At 47.5% G+C, this 16,793-nt stretch carries 16 protein-coding genes, 1 tRNA gene and 1 pseudogene; 7 read left to right on the top strand and 11 right to left on the bottom strand.

Features of this window, described 5'->3' with window-relative positions; all coding sequences use genetic code 11:
• Positions 1-12: 12 nt before the first annotated feature.
• The 11 genes from nusB to JR338_03455 form a co-directional block, all read right to left on the bottom strand.
• The gene (gene nusB, locus JR338_03505; GenBank protein ID QRN83832.1) at positions 13-462 is read right to left on the bottom strand and encodes a transcription antitermination factor NusB; all 450 of its coding nucleotides are present in this window, start codon (positions 460-462) and stop codon (positions 13-15) included.
• Positions 463-491: 29 nt separating this feature from the next.
• Positions 492-827 (bottom strand): Asp23/Gls24 family envelope stress response protein, encoded by a 336-nt coding sequence (locus JR338_03500; GenBank protein ID QRN83831.1) that lies wholly within the window; start codon positions 825-827, stop codon positions 492-494.
• 74 nt (positions 828-901) lie between these two features.
• A complete protein-coding gene (locus JR338_03495) occupies positions 902-1,411 on the bottom strand; it encodes a hypothetical protein (GenBank protein QRN83830.1) in 510 nt (169 codons plus the stop codon).
• Between the two features lie 197 nt (positions 1,412-1,608).
• Positions 1,609-1,872 (bottom strand): hypothetical protein, encoded by a 264-nt coding sequence (locus tag JR338_03490; protein ID QRN83829.1) that lies wholly within the window; start codon positions 1,870-1,872, stop codon positions 1,609-1,611.
• 115 nt (positions 1,873-1,987) lie between these two features.
• Positions 1,988-4,186, bottom strand: coding sequence for a bifunctional (p)ppGpp synthetase/guanosine-3',5'-bis(diphosphate) 3'-pyrophosphohydrolase (locus JR338_03485; GenBank protein ID QRN83828.1), 2,199 nt, complete (start codon positions 4,184-4,186; stop codon positions 1,988-1,990).
• Between the two features lie 30 nt (positions 4,187-4,216).
• Complete coding sequence (locus JR338_03480) at positions 4,217-4,825, bottom strand: HAD family phosphatase (GenBank protein ID QRN83827.1); 609 nt, start codon at positions 4,823-4,825, stop codon at positions 4,217-4,219.
• Positions 4,825-5,985 carry an FAD-binding oxidoreductase gene (locus tag JR338_03475; GenBank protein QRN83826.1) on the bottom strand — a complete coding sequence of 387 codons (1,161 nt, stop codon included), beginning with the start codon at positions 5,983-5,985 and terminating at the stop codon, positions 4,825-4,827. The genes JR338_03480 and JR338_03475 overlap by 1 nt, the downstream gene beginning before the upstream one ends.
• A gap of 3 nt (positions 5,986-5,988) precedes the next feature.
• On the bottom strand, positions 5,989-8,100 hold the full coding sequence (locus JR338_03470) for an FAD-dependent oxidoreductase (protein QRN83825.1): 2,112 nt from the start codon (positions 8,098-8,100) through the stop codon (positions 5,989-5,991).
• Positions 8,101-8,262: 162 nt separating this feature from the next.
• The gene (locus JR338_03465; GenBank protein ID QRN83824.1) at positions 8,263-9,249 is read right to left on the bottom strand and encodes a tyrosine-type recombinase/integrase; all 987 of its coding nucleotides are present in this window, start codon (positions 9,247-9,249) and stop codon (positions 8,263-8,265) included.
• A 663-nt stretch (positions 9,250-9,912) separates the two neighbouring features.
• Positions 9,913-11,211: a hypothetical protein gene (locus JR338_03460; protein QRN83823.1), complete on the bottom strand. Its 1,299-nt coding sequence runs from the start codon at positions 11,209-11,211 to the stop codon at positions 9,913-9,915.
• 38 nt (positions 11,212-11,249) lie between these two features.
• Positions 11,250-11,666, bottom strand: a complete 417-nt coding sequence (locus tag JR338_03455; GenBank protein ID QRN83822.1) for a hypothetical protein — start codon at positions 11,664-11,666, stop codon at positions 11,250-11,252.
• 128 nt (positions 11,667-11,794) lie between these two features.
• Between JR338_03455 and JR338_03450 the strand changes: the two genes are divergently transcribed.
• The 7 genes and pseudogenes from JR338_03450 (at position 11,795) to JR338_03420 (ending at position 16,790) form a co-directional block, all read left to right on the top strand.
• Positions 11,795-11,879: transfer RNA gene (locus tag JR338_03450), tRNA-Leu, on the top strand.
• Between the two features lie 171 nt (positions 11,880-12,050).
• The gene (locus tag JR338_03445; protein QRN83821.1) at positions 12,051-13,022 is read left to right on the top strand and encodes a DNA-binding transcriptional regulator; all 972 of its coding nucleotides are present in this window, start codon (positions 12,051-12,053) and stop codon (positions 13,020-13,022) included.
• On the top strand, positions 13,022-13,417 hold the full coding sequence (locus JR338_03440; GenBank protein QRN83820.1) for a PTS sugar transporter subunit IIA: 396 nt from the start codon (positions 13,022-13,024) through the stop codon (positions 13,415-13,417). Before JR338_03445 ends, JR338_03440 begins: the two co-directional genes overlap by 1 nt.
• 15 nt (positions 13,418-13,432) lie before the next feature.
• Positions 13,433-13,918, top strand: a complete 486-nt coding sequence (locus JR338_03435; GenBank protein ID QRN83819.1) for a PTS sugar transporter subunit IIB — start codon at positions 13,433-13,435, stop codon at positions 13,916-13,918.
• Between the two features lie 2 nt (positions 13,919-13,920).
• A pseudogene (locus tag JR338_03430) lies at positions 13,921-14,655 on the top strand (PTS sugar transporter subunit IIC).
• A 99-nt stretch (positions 14,656-14,754) separates the two neighbouring features.
• Positions 14,755-15,519 carry a PTS system mannose/fructose/sorbose family transporter subunit IID gene (locus tag JR338_03425; protein ID QRN84343.1) on the top strand — a complete coding sequence of 255 codons (765 nt, stop codon included), beginning with the start codon at positions 14,755-14,757 and terminating at the stop codon, positions 15,517-15,519.
• A gap of 224 nt (positions 15,520-15,743) precedes the next feature.
• Positions 15,744-16,790, top strand: a complete 1,047-nt coding sequence (locus JR338_03420) for an alcohol dehydrogenase catalytic domain-containing protein (GenBank protein ID QRN83818.1) — start codon at positions 15,744-15,746, stop codon at positions 16,788-16,790.
• Positions 16,791-16,793 lie beyond the last annotated feature (3 nt).

Below are 16,793 nucleotides of genomic sequence, written 5' to 3'. Positions count from 1 at the left end.
GGTTGCGAAGTGTTACTCTTCTTCCTGATCACGAAGAATATCCAGGCTGATTTTTATTTCATCCAGGTTATCAATAAATCCACCCAAAACGCCATTAATGAAACGAGCTGTGCCATCGGAACCGTAAATCTTGGCTAATTCCACCGCTTCGTTGATGGCAACTTTGACCGGAGTCTTGCCATACACCGCGATTTCCCACAAAGCGATCCGCAGAAGGTTGCGGTCAATGACTGCGACCTGATCCAAGGGCCATTCAGGAGCAAAATCGCCAATGAATTCATCCAGTGTCTGCTGGTACTCGACAACACCTGAAACAATCTGGCTGATGAAGTTGGTCAAAGCATCATCCATTTTCAGGTTTTCAAAGTGCTCAGCAAGTACCAAGCCAGGTTGGTGCCCGCAAAGATCGACTTCATAAAGTACCTGTAAGGCTATGCTGCGGGCTTTAGTGCGAGATTTCATTGTTAAAGTTTTTCTATAAGGTAAGTGGGCTATGCATTAAAATCAATATCCATGATATGGACGGTGACACCGCCAACTTCCATACCAACCATCTCGGTGATGGCCCGTGAAACCCTAGATTGGATTTCACGGCTCACATCCCGGACATTGAAATGACTCATAAGGACAACAAAGATATCCAGATGAACTTTATCATCTTTGATCTGAACTTTTACGCCTTTTAATTCATCTTTTCCAAGACGCTGCTCCAGACTGCCGCGAAAACAAGCCATGCGACTGACGCCCTGCACGCTGAGAGTCGTGAGGCGTGCTATCTTATGCAATACTTCAGGCGATACAGTGGTCTTGCCGACTTCTTTTTCCATCGCTAGAGGTTCCATAATTACATTCTCCGGGCAAATTGCATCTTTTGAATTTGACTGCTCAATTATATTACAGTTTAATCTTTAGGTAACTGACCTGATATCCACAACACCATCAGGATAAGGTCGTCGCGCTCAAATGTTGAATCTGGATTGGCCTTGGCGAAATCCTTCTCGACCTTGTCGAAGGTCCACTTTTTGGGGAAGTCCTTAGTAAAGCCGCTATCTTCAGCATATTCTCGCTCTGTTTCCAGATCTTTGAATTTCTGTTCGGTCAACCAGGCTTTTACCTCGCCGGCGAGTTTCTTGTTGACCTTTGCCCAAAGGCTGAGAACATAAGGAACAACCTCATCCTTATTCTCAAAGGCCTTCGCCAGAGCATTAACCTGCAAAGTGAGGGGGGCGCGGGAAGGATCACGGAAACCAAGCACAGTGGCGTATTTCCTCAGAAAGGCCACAAATTCGATCTGTGCTTGTTTAGGTAGCTTTTTGTAACCTGTCAATACGGATTTCAGGACCGTTTCGAGATAATCCTCGTTGATATATACATTAATCGCTTTGAATGGAATAGTCTCAATTTCGGACATTAGTAACCTCCAATGGTGTATTGTTTCATTCTTTCAAATTTCATTTATTAATTGATTATACTCAATCCCCGGATAGGCGGGGAAAAAAGAATAGAGGCTTTGGGTCAGCCTCTATCAAAAATACATTAACTGATTTAATTTCTTGCTCAGAGTATTAAATGCCGGCAGAAATTCCTCCTGCCAGAAATAAACCTCAGCTAGAAGTCGTCTTCGTCTTCTTCCAGCTCCAGGCCGAGAAGATCATCATCCTCATCATCAACCCAGAGTTCTTCGTCTTCTTCCCCTTCCATTTCATCCCATTCGTCCATTTCGTCCTGGTCGTCCCAATCTTCCAGGTTGACATCATCGTTGGGCTTATAGGTCTTGCAGCCGGTATCCGGATCGATTTCAATTGCGGCAGCGCTGCAATACTTTCCATCGAGGAACAGACAATCTAAATAATGGCAATGAATTCGAGGCATTCTCTCCTCCTAGAAACAGAATCGGCGAGTTCTTCGGTGCGATTTTACACTATGTATTTTATTTCGTAAAGACTTAATGGGTACGAATTGCAGCCAGATTATAACAGAAAATGGATTACCCTGGTCGCTGACGTTTGGCCTCGAAGATATTGGGCAGACTTTCCAACCGTGTGAGAATGCGGCTAAGCTGGGGAATGCCTTTCACACCCAGCACCAGCTTGATCACAGCCAGATGCTGGTTCATCTTCATGGACATGTCAATAACATTGACATTCTCATCTGTGAGCACGTTGGAGATATCAGACATCAAGCCTTGGCGGTCATAGGCTTTGAGCTGAACCGGCACCGTGAAGGTTTTACCGAGCTGTCCCCAGGTGACCTTGACCAAACGTTCCTTTTCGATCACTCGCAGGATATTCGGGCAGTCTTGGCGGTGAATGGTCGCACCGCGACCGCGGGTGATGTAGCCAATGATCTCATCGCCAGGCATAGGGTTACAGCATTTTGCCATTTGGGTTGCGATCCCCTTAAGGCCCATGACAACAACAGTGTCGGAAGGCACAACCTGTTCCGGCGCTTCCATAAGCGCAAGTTCAAATTCTTCGTCAAGCTCTCCTTCTTCCACCTCGGCGATCTTGTTGACCACTCGGCCAACTCCGATATCGCCGCAGCCAATGGCGACATAGAGGTCTTCTATGGACTTAACGTTTAAGTCCTCCAGGTAATTCGCCAATTCGATATTCTTCAGTCCCAGACGCTTGAATTCTTTTTCAAGGACAGCCCGACCCTGGGCCAGATTGGATTCCCGGTCCTGACGCTTGAACCATTGCTTGATCTTGGCACGAGCCCTGCTGGTGCGCACCAAGCCGAGGTTGGGGTTGAGCCAGTCCCGTGAGGGGCCGCCGCGCTTGGCTGTCAGCACTTCTACCTGGTTGCCGGTTTCAAGCATGTAATCCAATGAGACCAGCTTGCCATTGATCTTGGCGCCGCGGCAGCGGTTGCCAATTTCTGTGTGGACATGGTAGGCAAAGTCAATGGGAGTGGAGCCGGCAGGGAGGTCAATGATATCGCCCTGCGGGGTGAGGACATAGACGCGATCTTTAAAAACATCGGATTTCCAGCTCTCAACCAGATCGTCAGCGTCTTCGCCTTCCTGCTGCAAATTTAGCAAACTGCGCAACCAACTGATCTTCTGTTCGTAAGATTGGTTGATATGAGCCTGGTCTTCCTTATAGCGCCAGTGAGCCGCAATACCGTATTCTGCCCGGTCATGCATATCTTCCGTTCGGATTTGAACTTCCAGCGGCTTGAAATCATCAAAGATCACTGCGGTATGCAGGGACTGATAGTTATTATCTTTACGGGCTGCGATATAGTCGTCAAATTCACCGGGTATTGGCCGCCATTTCATATGGACTACACCCAAAGCCCGGTAACAGGTGGCAATATCCGTGACGATCAACCGGACCCCACGCAGGTCCATCAGCATCTCGAAGGGTTTTTCCTTGCGCATCATTTTGTTGTAGATGGAATAGATGTGTTTGGGCCGGCCTGAAATCCTGGCAGTAATTCCTTCAGCTTCAAGTTCTTCCCGCAGGCGTTTGACAATACCCTGGATCTGGCTTTCTCGATCTGCCCGCCGGTTTGCCAACTTTTCCGCGATTTCCTTATATTCCTTGGGGGCAACGTAGCGAAAGGCCAAATCTTCCAACTCCCATTTAACCTGCCAGATACCGAGGCGATTGGCCAGCGGCGCAAAGACATCGAGGGTTTCCTGAGCGATGCGCTTTTGGCTTTCTTCGCTGGAATAGGACAGGGTCCGCATATTGTGAAGCCTGTCAGCCAATTTGATCAATACGACACGAATGTCATCACTCATCGCCAGGAAGGTCTTGCGCAGAACTTCAGCCAAATCATCATCGCGGTTTTTCTTGTGCGGGGAAGCTTCGGGTAAGAGGGCTTCCGCTTCCGAGTGATGATCTCCTCGCAGCAGATTGGGCAGCTTGGTCAGTTTTGTTGCACCATCCACAAGGTTGGCGATTTCAGGGTTGAATTCTTTGCGGACATCATCTAAAGTAACGGGGGTGTCTTCAATGACATCATGAAGTAAACCAGCCACCACCAATTCAGGCGGGACGGTTAGTTCGGCTAAAATGGCTGCCACGGAGGCACAATGGGTGATATAGGGCAGCCCTGAGGCTAAGGTCTGCCCCTTGTGAGCTTTTTCTGCAAAGTGATAGGCTTTTTCGATGTGTTCAATATCAATTGCGGAGTAATTTTTAGGAAGTTTTGTTAAAAGTTGTTCCAACTGCATCGCGTTTCTTCTTTCATCGCGTATTTTGATTCAGCTTACCAATCTAGATTTTATCTGATTAATCAAGTCCATTCCAGGTCGATAATGAATCGCTTGAATACCCATTGCCTGAGCGCTCTCAACGTTCTGAATAAAATCATCAATAAAGAGGATCTCATCATACTCAACACCGAGTGTCTTCTTCAAGCGTCGATAGATTTCCGGGTCAGGTTTTCGAACGCCTTCCTCACAGGAGATCATGATGTGATCCACCGTCTGTCCTTCGACCATGCCATATCGCTGGACGAAGCCCTCTCGGGCGCCTTCCCAGGCATTTGAGAGGATTCCAGTGATATATTCAGGGCTTAGTGAGCTGAGGTAATCAAAAGCGGCCTGGTCAAAGACATCACCGTCCCAAAAGAACTCAATGAATTCTGCCATCTGCACATCGGATAAATCCAGTTTCTCTTGAACAGACTGCCAGGCTACTTTTGCCGTAACCTTTCCTACGGTGGAAGCAGCTGCCTCTTCGGAATCAAAGACCAGCCAATCCACCGATTTTTCGGGTAGGTTATAACGTTTTTCAAGCAAACGGCGTCCGGTAGGATCTTCAGTTCGCATCAGGACGCCGCCGATATCCAGAACCACTGCCTTGATCATTACTTCAGGACCTCTACAGAATCAAACGACCTCGAATAGGACAAACTTTCCAAAATGATTTTATCCTGATTGTCTAGATGATTCAATATCAGGTCTCGCATCAATAGTCCGACCCCGGGCCCAAGCATGAAACCCTGACCACACATACCGGTTGCCAATAGATAGCCATCCAGGCCAGGCACCTCACCAAGAATGGGGGACCCATCAGGGGTATTGGGATAGGTGCCGCGCCAGACACGCCTGACACGGATATGCTGCAATACCGGCATCAATTCCAAAAGGCGACGGGTTGCGCGTGGCAGAAAGCCACTTGAAGCCAGGGTATGGGATCCTAAGATAGCCGGCTCAGGTGTCATGCAGAAGATGATCTTTCCGGTCGGATGCTGATAGAAGTAGAAATTAGCTGATCCCGGACGGGCGCGCATATCCACGATCATGGGATAGAAAAGGCGCTGGATAGGCTCTGTGATCGCTGCTTCATGGGAATCAGGCTCAATCGGGATATCCACGCCAGCCATCTGTGATATGACTTTGGCCCATCCACCAGCGGCATTGATAATCCATTTTCCGTAATATGACCCTCGATCAGTTTTCACGCCATTGACGCGATTACCTTCGTGGATGAAGCCTATAACCTGTTCATTGAAATGAAAATCTGCGCCTTTCTCTACAGCTCGTTTATGAAAAGCAAAAGCTGATTTCAAGGGAGAAGCACTGCCATCCTCAGGTGAATATGTACCGCCCAGCAGACCTTCCGCGTTCAGGTGGGGGATGACTGATAACAGATCGTCCTTCCCAAGCCAGGAGATATTCAAACCATTCTGAATCTGCCAACCGCAGAGGTCTTGCAAGGATTTTACGTGCTCTTCGGTATAAGCGACGAAAGAATAGCCGCCCTGACGCCATTCAATATCATCCCCTTGCTGTTCCTGCCAGGATTTGAATACATCCAGGCTGCGGTTGCCGAGGGTGATCTTGGCGGGGTCCGAATGGGTGGCGCGGATTCCACCAATGGCGTGTTTGTTAGAAGCCTGGCCGACACTTGCCAGCTGCTCAAGTACTAAAACGCTCAGCCCGGCCTCCGCCAGAAAATATGCTGTGGGCACGCCAACAGAGCCAGCGCCAATGATAATGACATCAAAAGTGTTGTTCTGGGTCATGGCTTAGTTCCCCGCCTGGTTTTCACTGGCAAGCGTAGCAAGGGGCGTTTCAACGAAAACGGGACGGACCGGTGGATCGGTCACATCCCCCAGGGGAACACCTTCCTCTCGAAATATCTTCTTAATCAGAGATAGACAGGTCTTTCCACCACAAGAGCCCATGGTGGCTTTTGTTTCAGCTTTGATTTGATTAATGTCTCGGACACCGGAGCGGATCAGTGCCCGAATTTCATCGGCGGTCACATGCTCGCAGCGACAAACGATGTTTTCCTGCGGGGTTTCTTCAATATAATGGTCTGTGCCCCGTTCCGAGGTATTCCAACCGGCAGTGATTTGAATGCCGGCGGCGTGGGTAGCGATTTCAGCCGGCACCTTTACCCGCACGATCAGTGTGCTGGAGAATTCCCATAAAGTTCTGACACGATCCACCGGGAATTCGCCCAGGAGTTGTCCATCCACATCCGTCACAGGGACGACATCGCCAACTTGGATGAGATCCGATGAGAATTCCAATGGAATTGAGACAAAGGGACTTTCCTGATCACGTCGGAAATCCACCAGGGTGATTGCCAGGCCGGGACAAACCGCAACACAGCGCTCACAGGCAATACAGTTTTTATCATCCAATTCGCAAAATTCCGGTAAATGGCGGATATCCATGGGATCAATCTTGATCAGGCCTTTGGGACAGACCGATGAACACGGATCACAGGGGATTTCTTGCCGGCAGTGCATGATGGGGAAGGCCTTGCCGTCACGAATTTCTTCATGCAAGTCAAGCACGTCACCCGGTTTAGATTTAAGAACCTCTTCGAACGCCAACCAGTCCTGCGGAACACCGGGGACTTCCAGGCCCAGATAGTGGGCAATTTCACGTCCTTTGATCTTGCCGGAGAAGATGGCGGCTGAAGCCTCAGCAATTTCAGCAGCGTCACCTGCAGCGAAAACCGGCAGGCCGACCTCTTGAGCCTTGAAAAGAAATTCATCAACAGGATTCAGGCCCACGGCAATCAAAACACAGTCACAGACCATTTCCTGCTCGCTGCCTTCTATCGGTTTGAAATATTCATCCACCTCAGCAATGATCACACTTTCAACGTGTTCTTTGCCTTTTGCTTCCAAAATCGTGTGGGAGGTCATAATGGGAACCCCAAAACGGGCCAATTTATCCTCATGGACCTTATAACCGCCGCATTTCGGCATGGCTTCCACCAGGCCAACAACGTTAATTCCAGCCTGCAAAGCATGGTAACCGGCGATCAGGCCCACATTTCCACCACCGACGACGAAAAGATTCTGAGCAGGGCGGACCAGATCTCGATTGACGAGTGTCTGGAAGGCCCCAGCGCCATATATACCGGGCAGTGTATTGCCTTTGAAAGGTAAACTCCGTTCACGGGCACCCGTGGCGACCAATAAAACCTGAGGTTTCACAGTCAGATAGCGATTTTCCTGCGTGTTCCACAGACCAACGACCTGATCTTCATAAATAGCGATGGCTGTTGTATCCAGCCAAACCTGAACGGAGGGCTGCTCTTCGAGCTCACCAGCCAATTTCCTGGCGATATCAATGCCGCGGGTGCCGGCATGGACAGCGGTTGTGGAACCAAAGAAACGGTGTGTCTGCAGCACTAATTTACCGCCCAGGCTGGATTTATCATCCACCAGGATTGTTTTGACACCCAACTGTCCCAGTTCCAAAGCTGCTGAAAGCCCAGCCGGGCCGCCGCCGATGATCAGAACGGGGATATCAATGATTTTCTGTGGTGGATCAAGCGGGGCTGAAAGAGGTGTGTCTGAAAGGGCGCTGATATCCGGTAAGCCATCGGCTGGTCGGATTGATGCACCAGCACTGACCTTGGTCATACAGGCTTTTACAGGGCGTCCCTCAAGGAGCACCAAGCATTGGGAACACTGTCCGTTGGCGCAAAAAAGCCCCAAAGGAGAGCCGTCTTTGGGGTGGTGACCGAATACATCAATGCCATTGGCAATCAATGCTGAAGCGATCGTTTCATCTTGTTTTGCGGTCAGTTTCTGGCCTTGCCAGGTAAATTCGATGGTTTCTTTCTCTGGAATTGGTAAGATCGGATGAGAATCAATACGATTGAGTGGCATAAGAGCGAAAATTTCCTTTGCTGAGTTTGGTGAGTCAGGCTTTCCGAAATCTGCCAACACTGTGGATTTTTATGTTTTAGGACATGACTTTTGGTGAGTTGTCCCACCCAATAGTACCACTAAAACAGCCCCTCAATTGCCCTTTTTTTGGCGTTCCAGACATCAACCGAAGATATCCAGATATTCCTTATCCAGCTCATCATCGCTCAGGTGTGAATAGCGCTGGGTCACAGCAATGTTCTTATGCCGGGCCAGTTCCTGGGCTAATTTGAGATTACCGGAAGCCTGCAAGACGGTTGTGACGAAGTAGTGGCGAAAGGAGTGGGGTGTGATCGTACCCACAGCTTCTTCACCAAGTGCTTGGGCAACTCGCTCAGCGACGATCTTACGGCCGGTAGTGGTGGAAATGGCCTTTATTGCATCGCCAACGGCCTTATCATGCCTGGCGAAGATCGCCATCGATCCCAACGATCTTCCTGAGGCGCCATCCAGTTTTGCTCGCAGCCCAAGATAATCCTTGAGCGCCTGTAGGGAGCGTTTTGAGAAGCGCACTACAGCTTCTTTGTTGCCTTTACCGATTACAATTGCCCGACTTTCATTCCAGTCAATATCACCACGGCGGAGTCCGCAGGCTTCATGGACCCGTAAACCGGTATCCGCCAGGGTGATCAAAAAAGCCCGGTCACGATAATTGATCAACCGCTGTCGTTCATCTTCCACGGGTTGCTGGTTGAGCGCCAGGGCAAAATCAATCATATCTTCGATCTGATGGCGGGGAAACTGGGGCAGGCGGATGCCTGGGCGGCGGGCACGCTGTTTGATCAGCAGCCGCACTCTGGGCAGATTGATGTCTTTGATCTCTTCGCCGGCGATATATTCATATAATCCAGTTGCTGCTGTGAGATAGCATTGTTCAGTAGCAGGGGAGTAGGATTTCAATTCAGAGGCTAACCAGGCTATAGCATCTTCGGTTAACTCAGAGATATCCGTTTCATCGGGGTTTAGTTTGCTTACCGTTAGGACCTCACCGAATTTCTTCATCGCGTTCTTATAGGTTCGGTAGGTAGCCTCACTCCGAGCCAGGTAAACGGTATCCAAATACATGGAGATGACACGTGAAATGGTGGCCTTAGTGGTTAAATTCGCCATAATTATCGCTACTTTCGTGTAGTATTACGCTTATCCGTTATTTTCTGAACGAATACATATATTTTGTTTTGAAAGATTTTTATATACAATAAATATATTACGTGTCATAAAATAGATGTTTCAATACACAGTGCTAGGCCAAGGGTTCGATGCTTCAACCAATTGTATCAATCACTCATGGATCTCTGGTAGGTAATAGGTTGATGTGTTTGTTAAAATAAAAGGTCGAGGTTCATCTTAGATGCGATCCAGTAGAATTTTGTTGACCTCAGATTGCTAATTACACTTGGTCTTGTATTGTGGCCTTCTATGGTTTGACTGAATAGCTTCCAGTGGATTATTTCATCCAGATTAGGATAAAGTAGAGGATGGTAATGCTACAGGAGCCTTTCTAAGCGAAATTTGCTATGCTTTCGACCTTGGGTATGGACTATATTCTTGTAAAGGGGCTGTCTCATTCAGTCTACTATCGGTTTTGATAATGATACTTATCATAACCGTAACGCTAAATATTATTATATAGGCTCCCCTACTTGCTGTCAAGAATATGTACATTAAGAATATTGCTTGATCAGCATAGCGTGCAAAATCGCAACAAATCGAAAATCAAATGGAGTTACTGGCATCCTATCCTGACACCTCCCACCCCCTGCCCCAAAATTGTCAGTGTTGGATCAACTCTAGCGCTTTATCAAATGCCTCTGCTGATGGCACCACATAATCCGGCATGACTGGCTCCCCAGCATGTGAGCTATCAATCCGATGCCAACTTTTATACGAAATACTGATCATTAGGCCAGAGTTAGGCATTTGGAAGAAAAGACAATCCCCATAACTGTCGGGAAGGTTACCTGACGGCATTCCAACTAATACACCCAGATCGTTATCACTAATTAGCATAGCAAAATCCATTGCAGCGCTGTATGTGAAAGTGTCAGTAAGAACGTAGATGTCTCCGCTGAAGGTCACAGGCTGTTTATGGTTGTTAACGACAACATCTTTGTTTTGTTTAAGGAGCCAACCATAACGAATTGCACTATCCCAGGAGCGATAAGTCTCTACATCTAAATACTGCAAGAATTTATTTGCTACTCTGGAGTTCCCTCCCCCATTGCCTCGCAGATCTACAACCACGTTATCCAGATCATTCTCAAATACTTCTGAGAAGAAAGAATCCAACACAGACCGGTATTCTTCATTATCAACACAGCTTCTCAGAGTGAAGATCCCTAAATCATTTTCCAGGTCAATGATATACTCTACCCAGTTTTCATCATTCACGTCGCCTGCATATCGAACAACCCGCTCCAGCGGTACAAACTCGTAATGAAAGGTCTGCTCGCCATCTTCGGTCTCAAAAGTCATTTCGACACCATCTGATGTATCTACGCCACAAAAAACCAATAATGGCTCAGCAACAATGACAGTCTTATAAAAAACTGCCTCAGCATAGAACTGCAATTCAAAAGAGGTCATCGAAAGATAATGATCCAATATTTCGCCGATTGGCACACCATTGATGTCCAGAGGGCTGCCATAATCGCTGAGCTGCATAAAATTGTCAATGTAAAGCGATGTATTGGGATTCTTCCATTTCACCCATGTGTGGCCATCGTTAAGTTGGGCTGCGATCCTTCCAGCGGATTGCCATAGCTCAAGAACCGTCACAGAGTCCTTGAGATTTACAAGCTCATTGTTGTATTGATCTTCGACAGCCTGTATCAGAGCCTGAGAGCCGTCCAGCCAGCCTGGATGGCGAGATCTGAGGTGGCTATAGAAATATGTGAGGTCCTGCTCAGCTTCCTTCTTGGTCAGGACAGCATCCAATGGCATAGAAGAATAAAATTCACGTACGGTTCCCCGCCGCGGATTCATCGTTAAAAAGTATATGGAGCTGACCAAAATAATAACAATTATGACAATAGCAAATATTCTAACCGGCTTTTTATTCAACAGTTTCATAATAAACTCGATTTTTGATTAATTGGTTAACTTAAAAATTATTTGACAGATAGATATTCTTTATAAGCCCCCACCCAGGGTTTGCCCATCCGATGCTTATCCGAGACCTTAATACTGCTAAAACGCCCCATAAGGTCCACTAATTTGCCGGCGATTTGCCCCCAGTCATCGGATTTGAAGTATCTTATTAAATCCTGCTCGAATGGCATGACCCAGGCCCACTCCATGCGGTATTTATCCGCTTTGACCCAATAACCCCGTTTCTCCCAGGCTATGACGGACTTATCGATACCATCGCCGATCTCTCGCAAAGCCAAAATGATGAATGCGATCATGTCCCTGGTATTGTTATCCGGTTCGGTCTGACGCATAAATTCCCGGATGGTCACGACAATGGCTTTGCTCAGGTGATTTCTTTCCTTACCGGGCGTTGAGTTCTTGATGATTCTGGTCAATGGAGCTCCTTGTTGTGGTATCTTCTATGTTAATTGCTCGGGGGTAATTATACTCGCCCAAAATCACAGAATCCAATCTATTCATTGACGCTCCTACCCCTCTCACGTATAATTGCAATGCAATTTCAGGGGAAGTGCTGGAATTGGCAGACAGGCGTGACTTAGGATCACGTGCAGCAATGCGTGAGGGTTCGACCCCCTCCTTCCCCACCAGGACTCTGCGAACTCCGCTTTATGTTGTTAGAAGACGACATAAAGTGGAGTTTTTGATTTCCCATACAAACTTGCACATATGTACGCCCAGAATCAATTGCTATGTCCTGGATTATGCTTATACTATAAGCAGTACATTCGTGCAGCACAATTGTGTATTGGAGAATGGTTATGGCAGAACGTGATGATTTCCCTATGCTCTACCGCATTGCAAAAAGCTACTATATTGACAATCTTTCTCAGGAGCAGATCGCAAAATGCGAGTCGATTTCCAGACCGCATGTATCGAGGATTCTTGCCAAAGCTCGGGCAAGCGGTGTGGTGAAATTTCAGGTCGAGATGCCCAAACTGGATGACACAGAAAAATTAGCTGAGGCCTTGCGTGAACGGCTCAACTTGATGGATGTTCGTCTGGCTTGCGTCCCCTCACAATCCAGCACCCAACAACGCAATCTGTCCCGGGGCATAGCCACGGTTGCTGCTGCCAGCCTGCCTGATTTATTAAGGAATTCGACCAATGTGGGAGTCGGTTGGGGGTACACCATCTACGAAACCTCTGCTCTGCTTGATAACTGTACGACCAATCAACCTCTGAATTTCTTCCCGTTGGTTGGTTCCTTTGGTGAAAACAACCCCTACCTGCAAATCAATGTCATCGCAAATCGTTTTGCCGAGAAGTTTGACGCAAAAAGTTATTACACCATCATGACGGCGATCCGTGACAACGAGAAACTGGCTCTCATTGAAGAGAAGAGCTATTTACGACTAAAACAGCAATGGGAAAGCTTAGACACAGCCATCATCGGTTTGGGCCCATCCCCCAATAACGGTACCCCCCTCCTGGCGGAAGCTTCTGAAGAATATCACAAATTACTACAGGAAAGCGGTACGGTCGGTGATATTCTGGCCAGTTTCTTTTACAAGGACGGCCATGTGCTCGACACTTCAAAATATTATTTCCAAATCTCACTAAACCTGGATCACCTAAAAAAGATTGACAAGGTGATTTGCCTTGCAGGAGGAACAACCAAGGTTAAGGGGATCATAACCGCTGCACGTAACCAATATTTCAATACACTTGTTACGGACACGAACACTGCCCAGGAGATTTTGGACCAATTAGACGCCTTGGAGGAGAAATAATGTTTCAACTTTTATTGGTTTCACATGGCAATCTTGCGAAAGCAATGCTTGAAAGCGCAGAGATGATCGTTGGGCCTCAACCAGATATCAGGGCATTAGGTTTGAAAGCTGAAGATAGTCCGGAGGCCTTTGGGGAGAAAATCTACGAGATTCTCGAAGCCTGGAAAAATGAAGATGTGATGGTGTTGAGTGACATCCGTTCAGGGACACCCTTTAATGCCACTTCTAAACTGATGCAACGATTTAAATTTCGCCATATCAGTGGCATTAACCTGGGCATGCTGATTGAAGCCCTGATCGATCGTGATTTCATGAGCGCAGAAGAAGCCGGAAACACATTGATTGAACTTGCAGGCCAGTCCATTTTAGATGTAAACGCACTACTTGAGGATTGAGAAAAGAGAAATTATATGAGAAATATTGTATTAGCTCGGATTGATGATCGTTTGATCCATGGTCAGATCGTTACCGCCTGGTGCCGAACAACCAGTGTCACAACAATTCTGATCGCAGATAACGCACTAGTAAATGACAGCTTTACTCAGCGATTACTTAAAGCGGCTGCCCCACCGGATATCACGGTAACCATCCTTTCTGTTGAAGAAGCTGGGGATTTTCTAAAAGAAGAAGGTGAACCTAATGAACGGATCATGCTTCTCACCAAAACACCGGATGCCATGGAGAAATTGGCCAATGATGGTGTTCATTTTCAAAAGATTGTGCTTGGGGGTATGGGGCTGAAACCCGGGCGCAATCGCTTTAACAAGAACGTTTCCGCCAGCCCTGATGAAGTGGCTTGCATGAAGCGGATTGTCGATAGGGGTATCGACATGCAGTATCAGTTGGTCCCACGCGAAATTCCAATCAATATTAGAAATTTATTCAAGGAGAGTTAGTCATGACTGTATCTCAAGCATTACTTATTGCGATCTTGTACTACCTAGCCAACAGTCCTTGGCCGGCTGGAGGACTGGGTAACTATGCGACGTTGTACCGCCCGATGGTCTCCGGTCTTGTCGTCGGCATAATTTTGGGTGATCCTGTGACCGGCACCATCATCGGCGCAACGATTAACCTGATGTACATTGGTTTCATCAGCGCTGGCGGTTCAATGCCAGCCGATATGTCCTTAGCGGGCATCCTTGGCACAGCATTAGCAATCACCAGCGGCATTGACGCCAATGCGGCGCTGGCTATTGCAGTTCCTCTCGGTCTGTTGGGCTCCCTGGTTTGGGTTGGCCGCCTGACCCTGGATTCCGTTTTCGTTCGTGTTGCGGAAAAATATGTCAGCCAAGGTAAACCAGAAAAAGTCTGGATTGCCAATATCTTATTACCCCAATTATTACTCTTTGTAATTACTGCTATCCCCTGTTTCTTCGCCGCCTACTATGGCGCGAATTATGTCAGCGGTTTAATCGCAAGCCTGAGCGGCAAATTCCTGGGTGTGCTGAGCGTCATTGGTGGTATGCTCCCGGCCGTCGGCATCGGCATGATGCTGCTGGCAATTTTCAAGGGACCGGCACGTATATTTTTCTTCCTTGGCTTCCTGGTTTCAGCCTTCCTTGGCCTGGACACGCTCCCGCTCGCTTTGATCTTCCTCTGCATTTCAATTCTTTACGTTGCCGGTAAAGATGGCTTCCAGCTTGGGAGTAAGAAATCTGCCGATGTGAGTGAAGACAAACCAGAAAAATTGCTTTCCAAAAAGGACCTGCGTAAATCGTGGTGGAACTGGATGTATTATTTCCAATCCTGCTACAACTACGAACGTATGCAAGGCGTTGGCTTCCTGCACTCTATGGCCAATGTGATCAAAAAACTTTATAAGGATGATCCCGCGGAGACAAAAGCGGCGATGCAACGTCACATTCAATTCTACAACACAGAAAATGCAACCGGTTCAGCAGTCCTTGGCCTGGTTGTCGCTATGGAAGAACAGAAAAAACAAGGTGTTGAGCTGGATGACGAGGCCTTTACCTCGATCAAAACCGGTTTGATGGGCCCCATTGCTGGTATCGGTGACACCCTTTGGCAGGCTGTTGTCATTCCTTTGATGTTAATCATGTTTGTTGGCTTAGCAAAAGAAGGAAACGTTGCTGCGCCCATCATCTACTCAGGGCTCTTCTATGTGCTGTATTATGCATTCGGTTATTGGTTGCTCACGCTTGGCTATAACAAAGGCAGTGAAGCCATTCTTGAACTAATGGAAAGCGGCGTGATGAAGAAAGTCATCCTTGCTGCTGGCATTCTTGGCTGTGCAGTACTTGGCGGCCTGGTTTCCAAATATGTCTCGTTGAGCCTGGCCATCCAAATCCCACAGGCTTCAGGAGAAGCATTCTCGTTACAAAAGAACCTGTTTGACGCAATTCTGCCCGGATTGCTGCCATTGCTGCTGACACTTGGTTGCTACAAGCTGCAAAAGAAGGGCATGGCAACTTATTGGGTACTACTGATTGTTGTTGCCCTTGGTGCCGTTGGCGGGATTATTGGGATTTTCTAAAACCTAAGAGAGAAATCGGATTGGATTGGAGCGTGGCTTGGGGAGACGCCACTTTGTGACGTCTCCCCGGGGTTGATATGATGCTAACCCCAGCATCATATAGATGAATTATAGAATGAAAAATAACCTCAGACAAACAATTAATACGGTTGGATATCAATCGATCGTATAGATGATATTTTTCCTTATATTTGTGTTGTTGAAATGTTAAGGAGATTGTAAATATGGTTGAATCGATGAAGGCTGTGGCGGTTACTGGTGAACAAGAAATTAGCATTATCAGCATGGAACGTCCAGAGCCAAAAGAAAATCAGATCCAAATTCGGATTCGGAATTGCGCCCTCTGTACGTGGGAACAACGAGTGTTTACTGGTGAAAAACAAGTACCACTGCCATTAGTAGGTGGTCATGAAATTTCGGGAGAAATCAGCGCGATTGGGGAGGGTGTTGATCCAGAGAAATATCCTGTCGGATCACACGTTGCTGCAAGGGTTATCAAGGCATGCAACAGCTGCTATTATTGCCGGCGTGGTGAGCCAACCCAATGTGATGAATTGAAAACATTTTGGCTGAATGGACCGGATGTCTATGGTATGGGCGGGCTGGCAGAATATATTTGTCTCGATCGTTCCGCAGTCTGGTGTTTTGATGTTGAAATGTCCCTCGATCAAATTGCATTAACTGAACCTTTAGCTTGCGTATTGCATAGTATTCACCGAGCTGCTCCCAAGATGGGAGACGATGCTGTGGTGATTGGCGGTGGTGTGATGGGTCAATTGCATGTCCTTTGTCTACAGAAAATGGGCGTGCGCACAATTTTAAGCGAACCAATTGCAGCCAGGCGTGAATTTGCCCTTGCCCATGGCTGTGATATTGTTATTGACCCATCCAAAGAAGATGCTGTGGCACGAGTCAAAGCTCTGACAAGTGGTCGCGGAGCTGAATCGGTGTTTAACACCACTGCCATATCTAGTGTGGCGGAGGATGCCATCAAAATGACCGGCAACCTGGGATGTTGCGTGACGTATAGTTCGCAGCACCCTGACCGCCCAATAACCATTAGCCCTAACTGGATGCACAATTCCGAGGCTTTCTTGACAGGGGCTGTGAACCCAAGTGTGGTTTCTTTTGACCAGGCTGTGAACGTGCTTTCAAAAGGTCTGGTGGATATTCAAGATCTAATCACAGCTATATATCCGATTGAAGAATCCGAGAATGCATTTTTGGAAGCCATCAAACCTGAAACTTACCGCGTTTTGATTCGTTTATAGGAC

The sequence above is a fragment of the Chloroflexota bacterium genome (assembly GCA_016887485.1).
GTDB lineage: Bacteria > Chloroflexota > Anaerolineae > Anaerolineales > Anaerolineaceae > Brevifilum.
The sequence above is the reverse complement of the archived record's forward strand: the minus strand, read 5'-3'. Positions and strand labels throughout refer to the sequence as shown.

What these genes read in the sequence shown, in the direction of transcription:
- nusB (QRN83832.1), bottom strand. Translation starts at nt 462, where the DNA reads ATGAAATCTCGCACTAAAGCCCGCAGCATAGCCTTACAGGTACTTTAT.
- JR338_03500 (QRN83831.1), bottom strand. Translation starts at nt 827, where the DNA reads ATGGAAAAAGAAGTCGGCAAGACCACTGTATCGCCTGAAGTATTGCAT.
- JR338_03495 (QRN83830.1), bottom strand. Translation starts at nt 1,411, where the DNA reads ATGTCCGAAATTGAGACTATTCCATTCAAAGCGATTAATGTATATATC.
- JR338_03490 (QRN83829.1), bottom strand. Translation starts at nt 1,872, where the DNA reads ATGCCTCGAATTCATTGCCATTATTTAGATTGTCTGTTCCTCGATGGA.
- JR338_03485 (QRN83828.1), bottom strand. Translation starts at nt 4,186, where the DNA reads ATGCAGTTGGAACAACTTTTAACAAAACTTCCTAAAAATTACTCCGCA.
- JR338_03480 (QRN83827.1), bottom strand. Translation starts at nt 4,825, where the DNA reads ATGATCAAGGCAGTGGTTCTGGATATCGGCGGCGTCCTGATGCGAACT.
- JR338_03475 (QRN83826.1), bottom strand. Translation starts at nt 5,985, where the DNA reads ATGACCCAGAACAACACTTTTGATGTCATTATCATTGGCGCTGGCTCT.
- JR338_03470 (QRN83825.1), bottom strand. Translation starts at nt 8,100, where the DNA reads ATGCCACTCAATCGTATTGATTCTCATCCGATCTTACCAATTCCAGAG.
- JR338_03465 (QRN83824.1), bottom strand. Translation starts at nt 9,249, where the DNA reads ATGGCGAATTTAACCACTAAGGCCACCATTTCACGTGTCATCTCCATG.
- JR338_03460 (QRN83823.1), bottom strand. Translation starts at nt 11,211, where the DNA reads ATGAAACTGTTGAATAAAAAGCCGGTTAGAATATTTGCTATTGTCATA.
- JR338_03445 (QRN83821.1), top strand. Translation starts at nt 12,051, where the DNA reads ATGGCAGAACGTGATGATTTCCCTATGCTCTACCGCATTGCAAAAAGC.
- JR338_03440 (QRN83820.1), top strand. Translation starts at nt 13,022, where the DNA reads ATGTTTCAACTTTTATTGGTTTCACATGGCAATCTTGCGAAAGCAATG.
- JR338_03435 (QRN83819.1), top strand. Translation starts at nt 13,433, where the DNA reads ATGAGAAATATTGTATTAGCTCGGATTGATGATCGTTTGATCCATGGT.
- JR338_03425 (QRN84343.1), top strand. Translation starts at nt 14,755, where the DNA reads ATGTATTATTTCCAATCCTGCTACAACTACGAACGTATGCAAGGCGTT.
- JR338_03420 (QRN83818.1), top strand. Translation starts at nt 15,744, where the DNA reads ATGGTTGAATCGATGAAGGCTGTGGCGGTTACTGGTGAACAAGAAATT.